At 35.6% G+C, this 21,914-nt stretch carries 19 protein-coding genes; all 19 read left to right on the top strand.

Features of this window, described 5'->3' with window-relative positions:
- Positions 1–12 precede the first annotated feature (12 nt).
- Positions 13–708, top strand: a complete 696-nt coding sequence (locus FGF67_RS13235; protein ID WP_139698241.1) for a nitrate reductase cytochrome c-type subunit — start codon at positions 13–15, stop codon at positions 706–708.
- Positions 695–1,324, top strand: coding sequence for a cytochrome c3 family protein (locus tag FGF67_RS13240; RefSeq protein WP_199240689.1), 630 nt, complete (start codon positions 695–697; stop codon positions 1,322–1,324). Before FGF67_RS13235 ends, FGF67_RS13240 begins: the two co-directional genes overlap by 14 nt.
- Before the next feature lie 33 nt (positions 1,325–1,357).
- Entirely contained in the window at positions 1,358–2,488 is a 1,131-nt protein-coding gene (locus FGF67_RS13245; protein ID WP_139698242.1) for a 4Fe-4S dicluster domain-containing protein, read from the top strand.
- A 127-nt stretch (positions 2,489–2,615) separates the two neighbouring features.
- A complete protein-coding gene (dsrP, locus tag FGF67_RS13250; protein ID WP_139698243.1) occupies positions 2,616–3,842 on the top strand; it encodes a sulfate reduction electron transfer complex DsrMKJOP subunit DsrP in 1,227 nt (408 codons plus the stop codon).
- A gap of 154 nt (positions 3,843–3,996) precedes the next feature.
- Positions 3,997–4,746 carry a Crp/Fnr family transcriptional regulator gene (locus tag FGF67_RS13255; RefSeq protein WP_233244080.1) on the top strand — a complete coding sequence of 250 codons (750 nt, stop codon included), beginning with the start codon at positions 3,997–3,999 and terminating at the stop codon, positions 4,744–4,746.
- A 217-nt stretch (positions 4,747–4,963) separates the two neighbouring features.
- Entirely contained in the window at positions 4,964–5,377 is a 414-nt protein-coding gene (locus FGF67_RS13260) for a globin family protein (RefSeq protein WP_139698244.1), read from the top strand.
- A gap of 18 nt (positions 5,378–5,395) precedes the next feature.
- On the top strand, positions 5,396–6,208 hold the full coding sequence (locus FGF67_RS13265) for a c-type heme family protein (protein WP_139698245.1): 813 nt from the start codon (positions 5,396–5,398) through the stop codon (positions 6,206–6,208).
- A gap of 87 nt (positions 6,209–6,295) precedes the next feature.
- On the top strand, positions 6,296–6,775 hold the full coding sequence (locus FGF67_RS13270; RefSeq protein WP_139698246.1) for a hypothetical protein: 480 nt from the start codon (positions 6,296–6,298) through the stop codon (positions 6,773–6,775).
- Positions 6,776–6,783: 8 nt separating this feature from the next.
- Entirely contained in the window at positions 6,784–7,812 is a 1,029-nt protein-coding gene (locus tag FGF67_RS13275; protein ID WP_139698247.1) for a ferredoxin--NADP reductase, read from the top strand.
- 14 nt (positions 7,813–7,826) lie between these two features.
- Positions 7,827–8,534 carry a cytochrome c3 family protein gene (locus FGF67_RS13280; RefSeq protein WP_139698248.1) on the top strand — a complete coding sequence of 236 codons (708 nt, stop codon included), beginning with the start codon at positions 7,827–7,829 and terminating at the stop codon, positions 8,532–8,534.
- Positions 8,535–8,861: 327 nt separating this feature from the next.
- On the top strand, positions 8,862–10,259 hold the full coding sequence (locus tag FGF67_RS13285) for a CmpA/NrtA family ABC transporter substrate-binding protein (protein ID WP_139698249.1): 1,398 nt from the start codon (positions 8,862–8,864) through the stop codon (positions 10,257–10,259).
- A gap of 37 nt (positions 10,260–10,296) precedes the next feature.
- Positions 10,297–11,403 (top strand): ABC transporter permease, encoded by a 1,107-nt coding sequence (locus tag FGF67_RS13290; RefSeq protein WP_139698250.1) that lies wholly within the window; start codon positions 10,297–10,299, stop codon positions 11,401–11,403.
- A 34-nt stretch (positions 11,404–11,437) separates the two neighbouring features.
- Entirely contained in the window at positions 11,438–12,286 is an 849-nt protein-coding gene (locus FGF67_RS13295; RefSeq protein ID WP_139698251.1) for an ABC transporter ATP-binding protein, read from the top strand.
- Positions 12,287–12,295: 9 nt separating this feature from the next.
- Positions 12,296–13,129 carry an ABC transporter ATP-binding protein gene (locus tag FGF67_RS13300; RefSeq protein WP_139698252.1) on the top strand — a complete coding sequence of 278 codons (834 nt, stop codon included), beginning with the start codon at positions 12,296–12,298 and terminating at the stop codon, positions 13,127–13,129.
- 164 nt (positions 13,130–13,293) lie between these two features.
- The gene (locus FGF67_RS13305) at positions 13,294–14,580 is read left to right on the top strand and encodes an alginate export family protein (RefSeq protein ID WP_139698253.1); all 1,287 of its coding nucleotides are present in this window, start codon (positions 13,294–13,296) and stop codon (positions 14,578–14,580) included.
- 102 nt (positions 14,581–14,682) lie between these two features.
- A complete protein-coding gene (locus FGF67_RS13310) occupies positions 14,683–16,218 on the top strand; it encodes a YifB family Mg chelatase-like AAA ATPase (protein WP_139698254.1) in 1,536 nt (511 codons plus the stop codon).
- Between the two features lie 61 nt (positions 16,219–16,279).
- Entirely contained in the window at positions 16,280–17,398 is a 1,119-nt protein-coding gene (locus FGF67_RS13315; protein WP_139698255.1) for a DUF2891 domain-containing protein, read from the top strand.
- Between the two features lie 32 nt (positions 17,399–17,430).
- Positions 17,431–20,673, top strand: a complete 3,243-nt coding sequence (locus FGF67_RS13320; protein ID WP_139698256.1) for a S41 family peptidase — start codon at positions 17,431–17,433, stop codon at positions 20,671–20,673.
- Positions 20,674–20,680: 7 nt separating this feature from the next.
- The gene (locus FGF67_RS13325; RefSeq protein ID WP_139698257.1) at positions 20,681–21,913 is read left to right on the top strand and encodes an Nramp family divalent metal transporter; all 1,233 of its coding nucleotides are present in this window, start codon (positions 20,681–20,683) and stop codon (positions 21,911–21,913) included.
- The last annotated feature ends 1 nt before the right edge of the window (position 21,914 follow it).

Genomic DNA, 21,914 nt, shown 5'->3' on the forward strand with positions numbered 1-21,914 from the left:
TAAAGACTTAATATGAAAAGATTAGGAATCATATCATTATTTATTGTACTCTTTTTGGCCTTTATTTTTGTTTGGAATTTAAGCTATCAAGCGGGACAAGAGGAAGCATATATCCCTGTTGATAAAGAAAGTTCTATAACCTTAATGCCATCAGAAACAGGTGTTTTTGAGCGCTCTGAATACGCCTTAGATTATGCTAACATGCCTGTTGATGAAAACCATCAACGTACCTTAAAGGAGTATTATAAAAATAGAGCATTTCATGGGGCGCCACCGTCTATTCCGCATCCTGTTGTAGACGAAATAAGTATGGGAGAAAACAAATGCTTAAAATGTCATCAAAATGGTGGTTTTGTTGATAAGTTTCAGGCCTATGCCCCCGTAACACCACATCCTGAAATGATAAATTGCAGACAATGTCATGTGCCACAGCAAACCAGTTCATTGTTTAAAAACACGAATTTTCCACAACTAAATGCTCCTGAGGTTGGTGTCAATAATGCGTTGCCAGGAAGCCCGCCAGTTATACCACACCAAATACAAATGCATGAAAATTGTTTGTCATGCCATGCTGGCCCAAGTGCTCCCAAAGAGATTCGGGTAACACATCCTGAGCGGGTAAATTGCAGACAATGTCACGTATCTAATAATAAAGAAGTAACAGATATAGGAACTTTTAAAAGAGCAACAAACAATGCAATACAATAAGCGTATTATGAATAAATGGATTTACGGTTTTGTTTTTTTAATGCTGTTTTTTTCCTGCAAGCATGGTGAAGGAGAGTATCATGGTGTTGTTGAAAAAATTGAGGCTGAGAGTAAAAATTATCATGGCGTAACAGTGTCTTCAGAACAGTATCATGACGGTATTGATATGATAAAAATTTCAGAAGGCGGACACGAATTTTTAATCCCCGAACGTAAAGGACAAATTAAAATGTATGCCTGTACTGAGTGTCATAACAAGCCTTTAAGTAAGATGCAAACTGAAGGAGAACAAAAGGCGCATTGGGATATTAAATTAGTACATGCTAATGAGAATACTATGAGCTGCGTAACGTGTCACAATCCTGATAATATGGATCAGCTTAAAAGTTTAACACATAAAGAAATTGATTTTAATAAGAGTTACAACGTGTGTAATCAATGCCATACCAAGCAATTTGAAGATTGGAAAGGAGGCGCGCATGGTAAAAAGATTGGAGGTTGGGCACCACCTAGAGCTTCAATGACCTGTGTGAACTGTCATAATCCGCACAAGCCTCATTTTGAGTCTAAATGGCCAGCACGATTTAATACACAAACAGTAAAAGAAAGAGAGTAAAAAAACACGAGTAGTTTTAATAAAATTTAGGGTATGAGTAGCAATAATAAAAAGTGGTTTTCTTTAAATCTTGGCAGGAAGAGTAGTGCAAGTTCAGGTTCGTGTGGTTGTGGAAAAACATCTGGTGGTTGTGGTTCTCACAGCTCAGATGACTATGAAATGACAGATGAAGCTTTTGTTGCTGCAGCTGTTGATGCCTCTATTGGAGAAGAGCGAACTAAAGATGGCTTTGAGCAGGTGTTTGATGTTAAAATGGACAGAAGGACTGCTTTTAAAAAGTTAACCGCTAGTTTATTAATAGGAGCTGGTGCTGTAAGTACCTCGTGTAGTGTGATTAGTGGGGATGAGAGCAAAGAAAAAGCACAGATTGACTGGGAGGAACAGTTTAAGGGGAACTATAAGCTCATGACGGATGAAGAGAAGAAAGCTACAGTTGATAGATTGATGCGCTCTTATGAATTGCGAACTGGTAAGAACATTAGCATGTCCTCGAAAAATGCCGAAGAAAACATCTTATTTGGTTATGCGTTTAACATCTCCAAGTGTCAGGGGTATATGGATTGTGTGAATGCCTGCGTAGAGGAAAATAACCAAGATCGTGATTCACAAATGCAATACATCAGGATTCATGAAATGAAGGACGGGAATGGTTTTAGTTTTGATGAAGCTGATGATAATTACTATCATGAAGTGCCAGCAGAAGGCCATTTTTATATGGGAACACAATGTTTTCACTGTGATAATCCGCCATGTGTTAATGTGTGTCCTGTACAAGCCACATGGCGTGAAGATGATGGCCTAGTGGTGGTTGATTATGATTGGTGTGTAGGGTGTAGATATTGTATGGCGGCTTGTCCTTATGATGGCCGACGTTTTAATTGGAAGAAGCCTGAGGTTCCTGAGGCTGAGATTAACCACAATCAGCATTATTTAGGAAACAGAATGAGGAAAAAAGGGGTCATGGAAAAATGCACTTTTTGCGTACAACGCTCTAGGGCTGGGAAAAATCCAGCTTGTGTTGAGGCCTGCCCAACGGGAGCAAGAATTTTTGGAAATTTATTAGACCCTAATAGTACTATTAGATGGGTTTTAGAAAATAAGAAAGTCTTTAGATTAAAAGAAGATTTAGGAACAGAACCTAAGTTCTGGTATTTTATGGACTAATTGGTTTGCGTTAGGGATTGCCGAGTAAATCCTTTTTGTGAAGTATGAGCAAAAAGATTGCAACAGAAAGCCCGCCCCCTTGAGGGAACGCCCAAATAAATAAAGCTAAGAGTTAATAAGATTTTAAATGAAACAAATAAAGGTTTTTGGTAGTTTAGTTAAAGATAGTTTAGATACCATAACACATGGCAATGTGAAGTATCATATATGGATGGGGGTTTTAACGTTTATGATGTTGGTGGGCATGTATTGTTATTCCATTCAGTTGAGTGAAGGCTTGCAAGTCACAGGGATGACCGATAGGGTGAGTTGGGGGTTATATATTTCAAATTTTACATTTTTAGTTGGTGTAGCTGCTGCTGCTGTTATGTTGGTAATGCCTACCTATGTGTTGCATGATGTAGATTTTAAACAAGCGGTGTTAATTGGTGAAGGGCTTGCGGTTTCTGCATTGATTATGTGTTTGGCTTTTGTAATTGCCGATATGGGTGGGCCCTCTGTGTTATGGCATATGATACCGGGGCTTGGGGTGTTTAATTTTCCAAACTCTATGTTAACTTGGGATGTTTTGGTACTCAATGGCTATTTGTTTTTAAATATTACCATTCCTTTTTATATCCTCTTTAGGCATTATCAAGGTAAGGAAGCCAAGTCTAAAGTATATGTGCCAGGAGCTATATTGTCTGTGTTTTGGGCTGTTGGAATTCATTTGGTGACAGCTTTTTTATATCAAGGCTTACAGGCGCGTCCGTTTTGGAATAATGCCTTATTAGGGCCTAGATTCTTAGCGTCAGCCTTTGCTGCGGGTCCGGCATTAATTATTTTAGTTTTGGCTATGATTCGTAATTTTACAGCATTTAAGATTGAAGATAAAACATTGAAAAAAATTGCTATGGTAGTAACTGTTGCCGCTCAAATCAATTTAATTATGTTAGTTTCTGAGTTGTTTAAGGAGTTTTATGCGCCTACGCATCATAGTGAAAGTGCTTACTACCTGTTTTTTGGATTGCATGGGAAAGATGCTCTACTCCCATGGATATGGACGGCTATTCCTTTAAATATTTTGGCTACTGTCATGCTAACCTTTCATAAATTAAGAAATAATCCGAAGGTACTTTATTTTTGCTGTTTTATACTTTTTATTGCTATTTGGATTGAAAAAGGGTTTGGGTTAATTGTTCCGGGATTTATTCCAGGACCTTATGGTAAGATTTCTGAATATACGCCAACAGGTATTGAAATTGGGGTGACTTTGGGCATTTGGGCCTTAGGGGCTTTTGTTTTTACCATTTTGGCAAGAACTGCAATCGGTATTGAACTTGGACAATTGAGATACAAAAAGAATAAGCAATAGCTGAAAACGGAATTTACGAGTTTCACATTTAAAAGATATAAAAACATCAATTGAATAGTTTCAGTTGGTGTTTTTTGCATTACCCTTAAAAATAAGTGTTATAGTTTAAAAACTAAGTATTATTACGTAATATTGTGATTGTTACTTCGTTTTTATGATGCAAATAGCTTCACATATAAGGTCAAAACATAAGTTACAGAAAGATGTGTCTTGTAGTGCTTGTTTTAATGATAGTTGTTTGATTAAAAGGAACTTAAAGTCTTTTGATGATTCTGATTTTACCGATAATAAAAATACATTGAGTTGTAAAAAAGGACAGCAATTTATTATGGAAGGTGCTCCCGTAAATGGCTTGTTTTTTATTTTAAAGGGTACTGTTAAAGTCTTTAGAACGGGTATCAATGGACGGGAACAAATTGTACGTTTTGCTAAAGAAGGTGAAATTATCGGGCATCGAGGTTTTGGTACCGAGGAATACTATTCTATTGGTGCTATTGCGCTTCAAGATTCTGTATTGTGCTATTTTTCCAAGGATAATCTGCAAGAAATTTTATTAAAAAATCCTGCGTTTACCTATGATATGATGCTGTTTTATGCTAATGAGCTTAACAGAAGTGAAAATAAAGTGAAATCTATTTCTCAAATGACGGTACGGGAACGCGTCATAGATACCCTATTATATATTCATAGAAAATTTGGTGATTTAAGAGGGTTTATAAATTTACCTTTAAGCAGAAGAGAATATGCCGATTATGCCGGAACAACGGAGGAGCAAGTTATACGTGTTTTTTCGGCTTTAAAAAAAGAGGACTTGATTATTGCGCAAGGCAAAAAAATAGGTATTAAAGATATTCAACTTCTAAAAAAAGAAATTAGCGAGCACAACTTCTTTTTAGATAGCTAATTTTTAATTTTCAATCATACTTATATAAATACTTATTTTTTAAGGGCATTTTTTTGCCTTTTTATTAATTCCTGCGTTATAGTAGTTTTTTTAATGTATCAAAAGATTGTTTTGGTCTGTTTTATATCATAATCGGTTAAGCTTCTAGCTTTTATTTTTGTTTTAAATAAGTATTAATACTTAATTGTAAAGAAACAAACCAAAACACAAATATATTATGGAACCAAAAACCATTACGTTAGTACAAGAATCATTTGAAAAAGTTAAACCAATAGCTCCTGCTGCTGCTGAAATATTTTATTCAAAGTTATTTGAATTAGATCCGCAACTTAAACCACTTTTTCCAAATAGTGAAGAAGCCATGAAAGTACAAGGCAATAAATTGATGAGTATGTTAGGTGCTGCGGTTGCCGGGCTTAATAATTTAGATGCACTCATCCCTGTTTTAAAGGATTTAGGAAAACGTCATGTAGAATACAAGGTGGAAGCTTTTCATTATGATACGGTTGGCGAAGCGCTTTTAGGAACTTTGGAAGCAGGGTTGGGAGATGATTTTACCTCAGAGGTTAAAGAGGCTTGGGCTAGTGTTTACGGAACCATGTCTAGCGTAATGATTGAGGCCGCTTATTAATAACTAAAACAAAACAAGATGAAGACAATTATATATAAAATTTCATTATTTTTTTCAGCTCTAGTACTGGTGGCTTGCGGTGGTGTGCCAGAAGAAAAATCAGAAACGGCTGCTGAAGAAAATGCCTTTTCTGTTGAAGAAGTGTTAGAAATGGTTGCTAAAGAAAATGACGTTACAAGAACGTTATACACAAAAGCTATTGTAGGTAAAGGAAAAGCTCAAGGTATGAAGTTTGATGAAGATTGGAGAAAAGATGACGTGGAGGCAGGACCTTTACCCGCTTTATTCTTAAGAGGTGTGGCAACAAGCATTATAAAGAGTCCTGTGCCTTTGGGGTTGTATTTGGGATCAGATTTTCCTGTAAATGCAGCTAACAAATTTGAAGGGAAGCAAGCCGATTTATTTCAGGAAATAAAGAAAACTCAGGAACCTCAATTTTTTTATGATGAAGATCAAAAATTGCATACAGCCATGTTTGCCGATCTTGCCAGTGCAGGGGCTTGTGTAAGCTGTCATAATAAACACCCTCAAACCACCAAATCTGATTGGAAATTGGGAGACGTTATGGGTGCAACAACTTGGCAATATCCTAAAGACTCACTAACATATAAAGAAACTGTAGCTGTTTTAAATGCTTATGCCAAAGGTACAGTAGATATTTATATGGAGTATTTAGATGAAATTGAGGCGTTTAAAGAAAGTGAGAAGCCGGAAATAGGAAATAAGTGGCCAGCAGAAGGAAATTATCTTCCCACGGCAGAAGTTTTTCTGGATAGTGTAAAAAAATTGTCTTCTTATGAGACAATGAAACACTTGGTTGCTGTAAAATAAACTTAGTTCTTGATTTGCACTTGCTCATCGCTGTAGTAGATAGTTATGGGCAAGTTGCATTATCAACTCAACCAAAAAAAACAGTTAATGATAGCCAAAAATAAATCAACAATAGTTGGGGTGGTGCTTTTATGCGCTTTCTTTTTACAATATTTTTTGAAACTAGAATGGATGTGGTTGTTTCAACTTCAAAAGGAAGAACTTTATAAAAGATGGTCTGGATTGGTTTTGGCACTACTCATTGTTTTTCAATGGGTTTTAACTATTACTCGAGTAGTAAAAAGACTCAGAAAGTATGCCATGCCTATGCAAGCCATACATAAATGGTTAGGAGCTGTGAGTCCTATAGTCTTCTATTTTCATAGTGCAACTTTAGGCTATGGTTATTTGTTATTGCTGTCTTATATCTTCTTTTCAAACACGTTATTGGGGTATTTAAATCTTGATGTTATTAAAAGTAATAATGAGATGCTATTTAAAGGATGGATGATTAGCCATGTTGCATTGTCTATTATTGTGTCAATAATGATGGTATTTCATATTAGTATGGTGTTTTATTATAAATAATTGATTGTATGAAATTGCTAGTAAAAGATATTATAAAAGAGACCCCTGATGCTATTAGTATTAGTTTTAAAAATGGAAACTTTTTTAAGAAGATAAAGTATAAACCAGGACAATTTCTAACCATTCATGTGCCTATTGACGGTCAGATTCATAAACGCGCGTATTCTTTTAGTAGTAATCCGTTTACAGATAAAGATTTAAAGATTACTATTAAACGTGTAGAAAAGGGATTAGTTTCAAATTATATACATGATAACCTTAAGGTAGGTGATAAGTTAGAAGTAGATGATCCAGCAGGTTCATTTTTTATTCAACCTCATGGTAAGTCACAAAAACAGTATGTGCTATTTGCCGGGGGAAGCGGTATTACACCTATGTTTTCTATAGTAAAATCAGTTTTAACAGAAGAAAAAGCGTCGAGAGTATTATTGATTTATGCCAATCAAACCATAGATTCTATTATTTTTCATAATGAAATTAAGGCTTTAGAGTCCAGTTTTCCAAATCAATTTTCTGTTGAGCATATCATTTCTTCAAATAAAATACAACAAGACAATTACCATGCTGGGTTGGCCAGACAAGATGTTTTACAAACAATTTTTTCAAAACATAATCTTGTTTTTGGTGATTATGTGTACATGATATGTGGGCCTAACGGCTACATGGAAAAAATAAAGGAATTGCTTAAGGCTAATGGTGTAGCCCGGGAAAAGATAAAAATAGAAGTATTTAAAGCACCAGTTGTAAAAGTTACAGGCAGGAATTTAATAAGCAATGTAATCTTAACTATTGATGGCGCCTCGCACCAGATACAGGTAAGGGGAGACCGGTCTATATTGCAACAAGCCATGTCTGAGAGTATAGTTATTCCATATTCTTGTAGATCAGGAATGTGTTCTACCTGCAAAGCCAAATGTGTTTCAGGTGAAGTAAGTATGACAGACGGTCATTTATTATCTGATGCCGAAGTAGCTCAAGGCGATATATTAACCTGTGTGAGTTATCCAGCCAGTGAAAATTTAGTTATAGAAATTTAAACCTCAAAAGAAGTATGTTTAAAGTTAGTCCGTTACGTAAAAGACAAGTTCTTGGTGGTGTTATAGGGTTTGTTTTAGGCGTGGTATTGTTTTACATTTTCACCTTAGAGGCTACAGAAAAATACGTATCCATTGGCCCCATGAATACGGGGCATCAAGATTTGTCTTGTTTTACATGTCATGCCGATGCTAAAGGGAATTTATTACAACAAGTACAATCTAATATCTCACATGCTGTAGGTGCCAGAAAGACGGCGGTAGATTTTGGAACCAAAGATGTTACTGTAGATAATTGTTTGGAGTGTCATGATCGAGCCAACGATAGGCATCCAACCTATAGATTTTCTGAACCCAGATTTAAAGACGCCATTAAACATATTGATGCTACTACTTGTATTACGTGTCATTCAGAACATAATAGTGAACGGGTATCGGTAGCTTCCATAAACTATTGCATGAATTGTCATCAAGATTTAGTTGTAGAAAATGACCCCTTAGATATCTCTCACGAGCAACTAATTGTTGCTAAAGAATGGTTCACTTGTATTCAATGTCATGATTTTCATGGTAATCATAAGTATGAGGTGCCAGAAAAATTGTCTGATACTATTCCTATGCAATTTATTCAAGCCTATTTTAAAGGAGGTGAAGACCCTTATGGCACCAATAAAAAATATACTGCCTTATCACAGGAAGCTTGGTTGAAAACTTTAGAAAAGTAAATAATTCGCTTGTTTTAAAACGCGTTCTTTTGTGAGTCTATCACAAAGAAGTAAATTGTAAAATACGTATTTGTGTAAACATAAATACGTATTTTTTTTGTTCTTTTTTGTGCGATTAAGTATATGTTTACGTATTGTTTTATGGTATGTTTAATGTTTTAATATATTGATATTTAGTTTTTTATGCTTGTTTTATGTGTTGTCGCAGTTTTGTTTATGATAAAAAAGAGTTAAGGGTATGTGTATTAACATGAGTAGAAAGTGTTGCTACTTATATATTTGTCAAAAAATAAGTAATTATACTTAGAATTATAAAAACTATAAATTATGAAATCACTAATCAAAAAATCAACTTGGATCTTACCTGTAGCAGTGTTGCTATTTTCTTGTGGAAACAAAGACAAGAAACAAGCAACTTTAGCTGAAAATGTGGCTACAGAAACTTCAAAAACAAAAACTTTAGAAATTGAAAAACCACAGTTAACATTTGGTTTTATCAAATTAACAGATATGGCACCGTTAGCCATTGCTAAAGAAAAGGGGTTTTTTGAAGATGAAGGTTTATTTGTATCAGTTGAAGCACAATCTAACTGGAAAAACGTTTTAGATCGTGTTATTGATGGTCAGTTAGACGGTTCACATATGTTAGCTGGACAGCCTATAGCTGCTGGAGCAGGGTTTGGTCGTCAAGCTAAGTTAGTAACACCTTTTTCTATGGACTTAAATGGTAACGGTATTACAGTATCAAATGATGTTTGGTCTAAAATGAAGCCCAATGTGCCTGTAGGAGAAGATGGAAAACCAATACATCCTATTAAGGCGGATGCATTAAAGCCTGTTATTAGCGAATATAAAAATTCAGGAAAAGCTTTTAAAATGGGTATGGTATTCCCTGTATCAACACATAATTATGAAATTAGATATTGGTTAGCTGCTGCCGGAATTCACCCAGGTATGTATACGGCCGATAATGTACAAGGACAAATAGATGCTGAAGTTTTACTTTCTGTAACGCCTCCGCCACAAATGCCAGCAACACTAGAAGCCGGAACTATTTATGGGTATTGTGTAGGTGAACCATGGAACCAGCAAGCCGTATTTAAAGGTATTGGTGTGCCAGTAACTACAAACTATGATATCTGGAAAAATAATCCAGAGAAAGTATTTGTAATGACTCAAAAATTCATTGATGAAAACCCTAATACAGCCATTGCAGTTACTAAAGCATTAATAAGAGCTGGTAAATGGTTAGATGAACCTGGAAATAGAGCTGAGGCTGTAAAAATATTATCAATGTCACAGTATGTTGGAGCTGATGAAGCGGTATTAGCCAATTCAATGACTGGTACTTTTGAGTTTGAAAAAGGTGATAAAAGAGAGATGCCAGACTTTAATGTATTCTATAAATACAATGCAACATATCCATTCTATTCTGATGGTATTTGGTTCTTAACTCAAATGAGAAGATGGGGACAAATTCCTGAAGCTAAACCAGCTGAGTGGTATGCAGAAACCATTAAAGATATTTACAGACCTGATATCTGGGAAAAAGCTGCAAAACTTTTAGTTGAAGAAGGGCATATTCCAGCAACAGATATTCCTGTAACAGATGGCTATAAAGCACCTACTTCCGATTTTATCGATGGAACAACATATGATGCTAAAGATCCAATTTCATACATCAACAGCTTTAAAATTGGTAACAAAGATAAAGCATTACAGTAATTAAAAATTAAGAAAAGAACTAAGTAAATAATTTGTCATGAAGCAAAGCATAACATTAGGAAAAGTAACCAAATTTATGGGATTAGGGTTTTTAACCACGTTAAAAGATCTATTCACTGGGAAGCTAGAAAAGGAAGATTTTGTAAAATTCTTGCGCAAAGTAGTCGTACCACTTGCTTCCATACTATTATTTATTGGAATTTGGCATTCAGGTGCTAAGGTTCTATACAATAGAGAGGCCGATTTTAAAATTGAAAAAGCACTTGCAGATCAGGGCCCTGAAGCGGCCGAAGCACTAAAAGCATGTATAGCTTCTGGAGATATTAGTTGTCAGCCTAATACCTTACCAGCACCAAGCCAAGTTTGGGAATCCTATAAGTCATTATTACGAGATCATAATATAATTAGTGCAGATAAAGCGGCATTTAAAGAAAAGACTGCCGCTTTAAATGCTAAAAGAATTGCAGAAGGAAAAGAGCCTATTGTTTATACAGGAAGACCATCATTTATTGATCAAATTGTGATGAGCTTAAAAACGGTGTTTGCTGGGTTTTTATTAGCATTGATTATTGCTATTCCTATTGGTATTCTTATTGGGTTGAGTCCAACTTTAAAAAGTGCATTCAACTGGTTTATTCAAATATTTAAACCCGTTTCACCAGTTGTTTGGTACTTGCTGGTGTTCATGATTGTTAAAACTATTTTAATAGATTCAAGTGATGATAGTTCATTTACCATTTCGTTTATCAGTGTAGGTTTGTGTTCTATGTGGGCCACATTAGTAAATACCGCCATGGGCGTGTCTTCTGTTGATAAAGATTATATCAATGTGGCTAAAGTGTTAAAATTAGGGCCTTTTCAAAAGGTTTTTAAAGTGATTTTACCATCATCGTTACCGCTCATCTTTACAGGTTTAAAAATTACATTGTCTGTGGCTTGGATGGTGCTTATTGCTATTGAATTATTAGCGCAAAGTCCTGGTTTAGGATTATTTGTTTGGGAAGAATTTCAAAATGGAGCAAATGATTCCAATTCAAAAATCATTGTAGCCATGTTTGTTATAGGTATTATAGGTTTCTTGTTAGATAGATTAATGCTAACTATTCAAAACGCAGTATCATTTAATAAAAATGAAGGCCTTTAAAAGAAGTTGAAAATCAACAATTAAACCAAAGAAAATGGCGTATTTAGAATTAAATAATATATACAAAAGCTACGGACAAGGCGAAAACACTACAGAAGTGCTGAATAATATCAATCTGACAATTGAAGAAGGTGAATTTGTAGCTATTGTAGGGTTTACAGGAAGTGGAAAAACAACCTTAGTAAATCTTATTAATGGTTTGTTAGAACCAACCAGTGGTGAGGTGCTTTTTAAAGGAGAACCAGTAAACGGAACCAGTCATGAACGTGGGGTAATTTTTCAAAATTATTCGCTGTTACCTTGGTTAACCGTTGGTCAGAATATCTATATGGCCGTAAAGGAAGTGTTTCCTAAAAAGAGTAAAAAAGAGTTAAATGATTTGGTAAAGGAGTATGTTGAAATGGTGGGTTTATCACACGCTATCAATAAACGTCCTAAAGAATTATCAGGAGGTATGCGTCAACGGGTTGCTGTAGCCAGGGCGCTAGCTATGAAACCTGAAATGATTATTATGGATGAGCCACTTGGAGCTTTAGATGCCTTAACCAGAGGAAACCTTCAAGATGAAATTTTAAATATTTGGGGAAAAGATAAGCGCACCGCGTTATTGATTACTAATGATGTTGATGAAGGTATTTACATGGCCGATCGTATTATTCCGTTAAAACCAGGGCCTAGAGCAACCTTAGGGCCTGAGTTTAAAATTGATATTGAACGCCCTAGAGATAAAACCGAGCTCAATGATAATCCTAATTTTAAGGAAACCAGAAACGCTATTATTGAGTACTTAATGGATATTGGTAACGAACGTAAATCTGAAGCTGTCGAAGTCTTTGAGTTGCCTGAGTTAGAACCTAAAAGTTTTGTTGGACGCTTTAAATAATTGATAGAAATGACTACAAATATATTAGAAAATAAAGGTAGAGGAATAATCACGGATAACGGACTTTTTCCTTCTTCAGAGGTTATGTTAGATTTAAAAAATCTAAAAAAAGTGTATCCAACTCCAAAAGGCGATTATGTGGTACTGGAAGGTTTGAATCTTCAAATTCGCAAAGAAGAGTTTGTTACTATAATTGGGCATTCAGGTTGTGGAAAAACAACCATGCTTTCCATGATTGCAGGGTTGAACGAAATATCAGGAGGTTATATTTCAGTTTTAGGAAAACATATAAAAGGCCCGGGACCCGATAGAGGTGTGATTTTTCAAGCACCTAGTTTAATGCCTTGGATGACCTCATTACAAAATGTACTTTTAGGAGTAAATCAGGTATTTCCACATGCAACAAAAGCTCAGCGAAATGATATAGCAAAGTATTATTTGCAGAAAGTTGGTCTTGAAGATGCGTTTGATAAAAAGGCCAGTGATTTGTCTCAAGGCATGCAACAACGTGTTGGTATTGCCAGAGCATTTGCTATAAAACCTAAAGTGTTATTACTTGATGAACCTTTTGGAATGCTAGATTCTTTAACAAGAGGTGAGCTTCAAGATACACTTATTGAAATTTGGAATAAAGAAAAGATTACAGCAGTTATGATTACGCATGACGTAGACGAAGCTATATTTCTAGCAGATCGAGTGGTTATGATGACTAGCGGACCAAAAGCAAAAATAGGAGATGTCTTGAACATTGATTTTGAAAGACCTAGAACTCGTAAAGCTGTTTTAGAACACAACGATTACTATACATACAGAAAGCATCTCATAGACTTTTTAGAGCATTAAGTATAAAAAGGAGGTATTTGTCTTTTTTGTAATCTAAACATGAGTTTTGTCATGTTTAGTGAAAAGCTATACTTTTACTTTTGTTAAAATTTTATTAAAACGAAAAATATCACAAATTTATATTCAAAAACACTTAAAACAAATCAAATTAAAACCTTAAAAAAATGAAAAAACAATACTTAATCTTAGCGCTTTTTTTAGCAGGAATTCAATTTATGCAAGCGCAATTTACCCTTGATGGAGAGTTCAAGCCAAGAACGGAATATAGACATGGTTTTGGAAGTTTAATTCCTGAAGCTGCAGAACCAGGTTTTGGTATTTCAACTAGAGTACGTTTAAATGCAGGGTTTGCCACTGAGACCTATAAATTATTTGTAAGTTTTCAAGACGTTATGGTTTGGGGTGAAAACAGACAGATTTTACCTTATGATATGAATAATTCTTTTGCTGTTTTTCAAGCTTGGGCTGAGTTTCAATTGGGTTCTGGTTGGTCAACCAAATTAGGACGTCAGGTGTTATCTTATGATGATCAACGTATTTTAGGAGGCTTAGATTGGGCGCAACAAGGGCGTAACCATGATGCTGGCCTTATTAAATACAAAAAAGATAAGTTTGCTTTAGATGTAGCTTTAGCATGGAATCAAGATTATTCACACCCAACAGGATTTGTGTCTGTAGGTAATGGATATGATACTACGGGGTTCTTCTCTTATAAAACCATGCAAATGGTGCATTTAAGTAATGCTTGGGATAACTTTTCAGGAAGTTTATTATTGATGAACAACGGATTCCAAAACTTTTCTGATGCTACAGGAACAAGAGTGTATGACGGGGTAAGCAACTTGCAAACTATGGGAGTACACTTAAAATATAAAGCGGGAGGTTTTGGTTTAGCTGCTAATGCTTATGTTCAAACAGGAGAGCATCAACAAGAACTGAAAGTAAAAGGGGCTTATTTGTTAGGCTTAGATCTTAACTTTAAAGCGTCTTCAGCTGTTGGTTTAGTTGTAGGGGCTGAATTAATAAGTGGTAATGACAAACCTGCTGGTGAAACTGGAGCCTTCTTCCCTTTATATGGTACAAACCATAAGTTTAATGGATTTATGGATTACTTCTATGTTGGAAATCATGCAAACAATGTTGGCCTATTAGATATTCATGTGGGTGCTAATTTCAAGCTTGGAGAAACCTCTAGTTTAATGGCAAAAGTGTTAAACTTTAGCGGAGAAAAAGAATTAGCCTCTGGAGAAAAATCACTAGGAACAGAAGTAGATTTAGTGTATGGAAAGAAGTTCAAAGGATTTGGTTTAAATATAGGTTATTCTCACATGTTTGCTGCTGATGGTATGTATGAGTTAAAAGGTGTGTCAAAAGATGCAGCTGCCGATGTGCAAAACTGGGCTTGGGTACAGTTATTAATTAAACCTAAATTTTTAAATACTGCGAAGTAAAACGAATTTTATATATTAAGTTTAATTTTGAATCCCCATTTTTGGGGATTCTTTTTATAAAAACAAATAACTTTTCTTACATTTAAGCAGTAAACACATGTTATGCTTAAAAAAGTTTTTGGAAGTGCGGTATTTGGTGTAGAAGCCACAACCATTACCGTTGAAGTAAATGTAGATTCTGGTATTGGTTATCATTTAGTAGGCTTGCCAGATAATGCTATCAAAGAAAGTAACTACAGAATTGCCGCAGCACTTCAAAACAATGGTTATAAAATTCCAGGTAAAAAGATTACTATAAATATGGCGCCTGCCGATTTAAGAAAAGAAGGTAGTGCGTACGATTTAACTTTGGCTATTGGTATTTTAGCAGCATCAAAACAAATAAATGCTGAAAATTTAGATAAATATCTTATTATGGGAGAGCTTTCGTTAGACGGAAGTTTGCAACCCATAAAAGGAGCCTTGCCCATTGCGGTAAAGGCTAGAGAAGAAGGGTTTAAAGGATTTATTCTTCCAAAGGTGAATGCTAAAGAAGCTGCTATTGTTGATAGTTTAGAAGTTTATGGTGTAGATAATATTACAGAAGTGATTCATTATTTCGATAAAGAAACACCATTAGAGCGCACCATTATTAATACCCGAGAAGAGTTTTTTAAAAATTTAGAATTTCCTGAGTTTGATTTTGCCGATGTAAAAGGGCAGGAAGGCATAAAACGCTGTATGGAAATTGCAGCAGCAGGTGGACATAATATTATTTTAATAGGACCGCCAGGCGCAGGAAAAACCATGCTAGCTAAAAGGTTACCTAGCATTTTGCCACCAATGACCTTACATGAAGCACTAGAGACTACTAAAATACATTCTGTAGTTGGTAAAGTGAAAGATAGTGGTTTAATGGCACAACGCCCGTTTAGAAGTCCGCATCATACCATAAGTGATGTGGCTTTAGTTGGCGGTGGCGCTTACCCGCAACCTGGAGAAATTTCCTTGTCTCATAACGGTGTGTTGTTTTTAGATGAGCTTCCAGAGTTTAAACGTAGTGTGTTAGAAGTTATGCGCCAACCACTTGAAGATAGAGAAGTCACAATTTCTAGGGCAAAATTTACCGTAACCTATCCGTCATCCTTTATGTTGGTGGCCAGTATGAACCCAAGTCCTAGCGGTTATTTTAATGATCCTGATGCTCCTGTAACATCTAGCCCTGCCGAGATGCAGCGGTATTTGGGTAAGATTTCCGGTCCCCTGCTGGATAGAATTGATATTCATATTGAAGTCACACCCGTGCCTTTTGATAAGTTATCTGATGAACGAAAGGGAGAGTCGTCAGTTGATATACGAAAGCGGGTAACGCTGGCCAGAGCTTTACAAACAAAACGTTTTGAAGATTCAGATACGGTGCATTACAATGCACAAATGAACACCAAACAAATTAGAACATATTGTGTGCTTGATGAGGCATCAAAGCAATTATTAAAAACAGCCATGGAGCGACTTAATTTATCTGCTAGAGCGTATGATAGAATACTAAAGGTGTCTAGAACTATAGCGGATTTAGAAGGAGCTGAGCACATAAACGGTTCTCATATAAGTGAAGCGATTCAGTATAGAAGTTTAGACCGAGAAGGTTGGTTAGGATAAGCTTACTTTTTTATGTATCTTTTGTTACACAACCTAACTCGTGGAATCATAATTTTAACACATGAAAATACCTTTATCCTTATTACTGCTTTGTATTGTTTTTGGTTGTAATACAGAAAAAAAACAGCCAATTCAGTCCGAATTAAATAATAAAATAGATAGTTTGAATTTTGAAATTCCAAAACTAGATATAGCTCAGGCTAATATTTTGGCAACATTGCCATTAGATTGCATTAATACAGAGTACCCTAATAAATTGTCTCAGGTTTTAGGGAGTGAAGACGATTTAGGAACACCTGCAAATTTGCATCCTGCATTTTATGGATGTTTTGATTGGCATTCAGCGGTTCATGGGCATTGGAGCTTGGTAAAACTTCTAAAAGACTTCCCAGATTTAGAACGTAGCAATGCCATTAAAGAACGGCTTCTAAACAACATTTCAAAAGAAAATATTGCGGCTGAAGTGGCTTATTTTAAAGGGAAGCACAATACCTCATATGAGCGTACTTATGGCTGGGCTTGGTTGCTTAAATTGGTTGAAGAATTACATACTTGGGATCATCCATTAGCGCGACAACTAGAAGAAAATCTTGAGCCATTGGCACATTTGATTACACAGCGCTACATGGAATTTTTACCTAAATTGAATTATGCGCTTCGTGTGGGGACTCATACCAATACCGCTTTTGGATTGTCTTTAGCTTATGATTATGCAGAAACTTTGAATAAAACCGATTTGAAGGAAGCTATTAGAGACCGCGCTTCCTTTTTCTTTCAGAATGATCAACATTGCCCCATGTCTTGGGAGCCTAATGGGAGTGATTTTTTATCACCTTGTTTAGAGGAAGCCGCTTTAATGAAACGTTTATTATCAAAAGAAGATTATCGTATTTGGTTAAAACAGTTTTTACCCGAATTGAGTAATAAAAATTATGATTTGGCAGTTGGTTTAGTATCCGATAGAACCGATGGGCATTTGGTGCATCTTGATGGCTTGAATTTTTCTAGAGCATGGAATTTGTATAAAATTTCAGAAGGTTTTCCGGAGTACAACCATTTAAAAAACATAGCCAATAAGCATATCAATTATTCGCTGCCAAGTATTTTTGGAGATAGCTATGAGGGCGGACATTGGTTAGGTACCTATGCTATTTATGCCTTAAATACAGCACACAATTAAAAGGAGATATAAAAATTATTCATTCAAACTATATGAAATTAAACATAATATTTGTTGCGGTATTTAGTCTATTTGTGAGTTTAAGTGTGGCGCAAACACCACTTATAAATGCCCCTGCCATTAGTCCAGACGGACAACATATTGCATTTAATTATCAAGGCGATATATGGACGGCTCTTATTGATGGTAGTAATACCAGAAGATTAACTATTCATGAGGCTTATGATACAAACCCTATTTGGAGTTATGACGGAAAGCAAATAGCCTTTCAAAGTGACCGCTATGGCAATGACGATATTTATACTATACCCGCAAAAGGTGGATTACCCAAACGATTAACATTTCATTCAGCGCCTGACAATATTACCGATTACACAAAAAATGGAGATATTCTTTTTTCAACCAGAAGAAATTTTGCACAGGTAGAACGCGAAGCAGAAATACATATAGTTAATGAAAAAGGAGGAACACCGTACCGATTTTTAAATGCGGTGGGGTTACAAGCAACCATGTCTCCTAATGGAAAAATAATTGCCTTTGTGCGGGGAACTTGCAGAATGGAGCGCGAGGCTTACCAAGGTCCTGCCAATAGAGATATTTGGGTATATCACATTCAAAATGATACCTACTCAAAAATAACAACGTATAATGGAAATGATTTTTATCCGCAATGGGCTAACGATCACACTATTTATTTCCAATCTTCAAGAAGTGGAAAATACAATGTACACAAGGTAGAAGTAGATGATAACGGAACAAAAAAAGGAACCGTTTCTCAAATTTCAAACTTTACCAATATGGGAATTTTTTCATTTCAAATTAGTAGAAATGGAAATGATATAATCATGGTTAAAGGCAATAAAGTGTATACTTATAATGTGTCTTCAAAAAAACAAAATAAGATAAATATTGATATTACTTCAGATTATAGGTTCAATCCGGTTTCTCACAAAAGTTTTTCAAGTGGTGTTCAAGATATAGCGGTGTCTCCAAACGGAAAACTAGCAGCGCTTGAAGTGAGAGGCGAACTGTTTATAAGAGAAACAGACAAGGATAAAAAACGAACGGTTAATGTGTCAAAATCGGCTTATAGAGACAGAAATGCGGTATGGTTAAATGATAGTACATTACTATTTGTGTCTGATAGAGGAGGTCAAAATGATATATACTTGGTAAAATCAAATGATAAAAACCAGAGCAATCTGTTTAAAACACTAAAACATAAAATAGAGCGCGTAACAAAAACAACTGAATCAGAAAGTAGTTTAAAATTGGCACCTAATGGGAAACAAATGGCTTTTGTTAGAGGTAGAGGTAAGCTTATTGTAGCTGATATTAGTGACAGCGGAAAACTAACGAATGAAAAAGTGTTATTAAACGGTTGGGATACGCCCAGTGGTATATCGTGGTCACCAGACTCTAAATGGCTAGCGTATAATCTAAGTGATCTTGATTTTAACGGAGAAATTTACATACATAGGGCAGATAATACACAGAAACCTGTAAATATTTCAATGCATCCCAAACAAGATAGAAGTCCTGTTTGGAGTCCCGATGGTAGAAAGCTTATGTTTTCTTCAAATAGAAATAACAGCGATTATGATGTTTGGTTTACATGGCTAAGGCAAGAAGATTGGGAAAAAACAACTCAAGATTGGGAAGAAAACGATGAGGAGAAGCCTAAACCCAAAATTAAAAAAGAAGCCTCGAAAAAAGAAAAGAAGAATACCGAAAAAGAAGACAAGGATGAAGATGTTGACGTAATTATTGATTTTGAAGATATTCATGAACGTCAGGTTCAAGTTACCTCTTTTGTTGGAGGTGAATTTGGACAGTTGTTTTCAAAAGACTCAGAAACGATATACTATACAACAGGAAATGGTGGTAGAGGAGATGCCAAGGTGCCTTCAGATTTATATAAGATTAAATGGAATGGGAAGAGTAAAAAGGAAATTACCTCAAATGACAGTAAACCATCTAACTTAGTAGTTAATAGTGATTTTTCAAAAATTTACTTAACCAAAGGAAAAGGTAGTTTGTCTTCGGTTTCGTTTTCAAATGATAAATCTGAAAATTTAAGTTTTACAGCGCGCATGAATATAGATTATCATGCCGAATCTAAACAAATTTTTGAAGAAGCTTGGACGGCAATACGTGATGGATTTTATGATCCTAATTTTCATGGTCAAAATTGGACAAAGCTAAGAGAAATTTATGAACCGTTAGCTTTAGGGGCCTCCACAAGATCTGATTTTCAAAACATGTTCAATTGGATGTTAGGGCAAATAAATGCTAGCCATATGGGACTTTACGGTACCGAAACAAGAGAACAGTTGGAGCGCGAGTATACAGGATTCTTGGGCTTAGAAGTTGAGCCAACAAAAACAGGAAGCTTAAAAGTGATTGCGGTGGTGCCAAATATGCCAGGTGATAGATCTTCAAGTAAGGTGTTGTTAGGAGATGAAATACTAGGCGTAAACGGAAGTCAGCTAACAAAAGATTTAAACGTTTATAGTTTATTAGAGGGCACAGCAAATCAAAGGATTTATCTGGAGGTCAAACGAGCAGGCGAAACACTAGATATTGTTATAAGACCCAAAAGCAGCAACCGAAATGAAAACTATAAAGCCTGGGTAAAAGAGCGTCAACGCTTAACAGAAAAATATTCTAATGGTCAGTTGGGGTATATTCATATTCAAGGTATGAATTGGACGAGTTTTGAGCGTTTTGAACGTGAACTTACAGCAGCAGGACTAGGTAAAAAAGGTATTGTAATTGATGTGCGTTTTAATGGGGGCGGCTGGACTACAGACTATTTAATGGCTGTTCTTAATGTAAAACAACATGCTTATACCGTACCACGTGGTGCTGCTAAATATTTAGAAAAAGAGCATACAAAATTTAAAGAGCATTACCCCTTTAGTGAACGATTACCGTTGGCAGCATGGACAAAACCCTCAATAGCACTTTGTAATCAAAATAGTTATTCAAATGCGGAAATATTTTCACATGCCTACAAGTCATTGAATTTAGGTACATTAGTTGGGGTGCCGACATTTGGAGCTGTAATTTCAACAGGAGGCGTGACCTTAATAGATGGTTCGTATGTAAGAATGCCTTTTAGAGGTTGGTATGTAAAAGATTCTGGCATGAATATGGAATTAGGGCCTGCTCAACCAGATATCTTGGTTGATAACAATCCTGATGATAAAGCCAACGGTGAAGATTCGCAGCTGAAAAAAGCTGTGGAAACCTTGTTAAGCGAAATAAAATAGTACCTTTTTGATAAAAAAATGGTTTAAAAATATGGGACCAGGCCCTTTGGTAGCTGCAGCTTTCATAGGGCCAGGAACTGTTACAGTATGTACACTGGCAGGTGTAGGTTTTGGTTACACACTGTTGTGGGCTATGGTACTCTCTATTTTGGCGACTATTGTTTTACAAGAAATGGCTGCAAGATTGGGTATTGTTGCTCAAAAAGGACTGTCTGAAATTATTCGCACAGAAATACAGCATCCTATTATCAAGTTGTTTGTTGTACTCCTTATTTTATCGGCTATAGTTATTGGAAATGCAGCTTATCAAGCTGGAAACATAAGTGGTGGTGTTTTAGGGTTAGAGACTGTTCTAGAACATCAAAATATTACCGTTAACAACCTGACTATTAATCCGCTAAATATTATTCTTGGAGTGTGTGCGTTTGCGCTTTTATACTTGGGAAACTACAAAGTATTAGAAAAAGTTTTAATAAGTTTAGTGCTTTTAATGAGCTTATCTTTTTTATATACAGCCATAGTTACTAAACCCAATATAGTAGAGGTACTTCAAGGTGCTTTGATACCAATATTTCCCGAAGGAAGCTTATTAACTATTATTGCCTTGATTGGCACTACGGTGGTACCATACAATTTGTTTTTACATGCATCATTAGTTAAAGAAAAGTGGCACAGTGAAAAGGATTTAAAGTGGGCTAGAAGAGATACCGTTTTGTCGGTAATTTTAGGAGGAATAGTGTCCATATGTATTATTGTTTCTGCCACTGCAATTCAGGCAACTGAAATTAACAATGCAACAGATTTAGCTAAAGGGCTTGAACCTTTGTATGGTTCATATGCCAAATATTTTTTAGGAATTGGTTTGTTTGCAGCAGGTATTACCAGTGCTATAACAGCGCCACTGGCGGCAGCTTATGTAGCTACAGGTTGCTTGGGGTGGGCAAGACATATGAAAGGATTTCAATTTAGAATGGTGTGGATGGGTGTTTTGTTATTAGGTGTTTGTATTTCCTCTTTAGGTATTAATCCCATAGAAATTATAAAATTTGCACAAGTAGCTAACGGTATTTTATTACCTGTAATCGTTGGATTTTTAATTTGGATTATGAATAAGCATTCTGTCTTAGGCCTTTATAAAAACAAGCTATGGCAAAATATTTTGGGAGGTTTTATTTTAATTTTTAGTATCTTTCTTTCCATGGCTACGTTAAACAAAGTTCTCGGCCTAAATATATTTTAAC

Origin of the sequence: Allotamlana fucoidanivorans, from assembly GCF_006265225.1 — a bacterium.
Taxonomy (GTDB): Bacteria; Bacteroidota; Bacteroidia; order Flavobacteriales; family Flavobacteriaceae; genus Allotamlana; species Allotamlana fucoidanivorans.

Excerpts from the sequence above, each read along its gene's own strand:
- FGF67_RS13235 (WP_139698241.1), top strand. The coding sequence starts at position 13 with ATGAAAAGATTAGGAATCATATCATTATTTATTGTACTCTTTTTGGCC.
- FGF67_RS13240 (WP_199240689.1), top strand. The coding sequence starts at position 695 with ATGCAATACAATAAGCGTATTATGAATAAATGGATTTACGGTTTTGTT.
- FGF67_RS13245 (WP_139698242.1), top strand. The coding sequence starts at position 1,358 with ATGAGTAGCAATAATAAAAAGTGGTTTTCTTTAAATCTTGGCAGGAAG.
- dsrP (WP_139698243.1), top strand. The coding sequence starts at position 2,616 with ATGAAACAAATAAAGGTTTTTGGTAGTTTAGTTAAAGATAGTTTAGAT.
- FGF67_RS13255 (WP_233244080.1), top strand. The coding sequence starts at position 3,997 with ATGATGCAAATAGCTTCACATATAAGGTCAAAACATAAGTTACAGAAA.
- FGF67_RS13260 (WP_139698244.1), top strand. The coding sequence starts at position 4,964 with ATGGAACCAAAAACCATTACGTTAGTACAAGAATCATTTGAAAAAGTT.
- FGF67_RS13265 (WP_139698245.1), top strand. The coding sequence starts at position 5,396 with ATGAAGACAATTATATATAAAATTTCATTATTTTTTTCAGCTCTAGTA.
- FGF67_RS13270 (WP_139698246.1), top strand. The coding sequence starts at position 6,296 with ATGATAGCCAAAAATAAATCAACAATAGTTGGGGTGGTGCTTTTATGC.
- FGF67_RS13275 (WP_139698247.1), top strand. The coding sequence starts at position 6,784 with ATGAAATTGCTAGTAAAAGATATTATAAAAGAGACCCCTGATGCTATT.
- FGF67_RS13280 (WP_139698248.1), top strand. The coding sequence starts at position 7,827 with ATGTTTAAAGTTAGTCCGTTACGTAAAAGACAAGTTCTTGGTGGTGTT.
- FGF67_RS13285 (WP_139698249.1), top strand. The coding sequence starts at position 8,862 with ATGAAATCACTAATCAAAAAATCAACTTGGATCTTACCTGTAGCAGTG.
- FGF67_RS13290 (WP_139698250.1), top strand. The coding sequence starts at position 10,297 with ATGAAGCAAAGCATAACATTAGGAAAAGTAACCAAATTTATGGGATTA.
- FGF67_RS13295 (WP_139698251.1), top strand. The coding sequence starts at position 11,438 with ATGGCGTATTTAGAATTAAATAATATATACAAAAGCTACGGACAAGGC.
- FGF67_RS13300 (WP_139698252.1), top strand. The coding sequence starts at position 12,296 with ATGACTACAAATATATTAGAAAATAAAGGTAGAGGAATAATCACGGAT.
- FGF67_RS13305 (WP_139698253.1), top strand. The coding sequence starts at position 13,294 with ATGAAAAAACAATACTTAATCTTAGCGCTTTTTTTAGCAGGAATTCAA.
- FGF67_RS13310 (WP_139698254.1), top strand. The coding sequence starts at position 14,683 with ATGCTTAAAAAAGTTTTTGGAAGTGCGGTATTTGGTGTAGAAGCCACA.
- FGF67_RS13315 (WP_139698255.1), top strand. The coding sequence starts at position 16,280 with ATGAAAATACCTTTATCCTTATTACTGCTTTGTATTGTTTTTGGTTGT.
- FGF67_RS13320 (WP_139698256.1), top strand. The coding sequence starts at position 17,431 with ATGAAATTAAACATAATATTTGTTGCGGTATTTAGTCTATTTGTGAGT.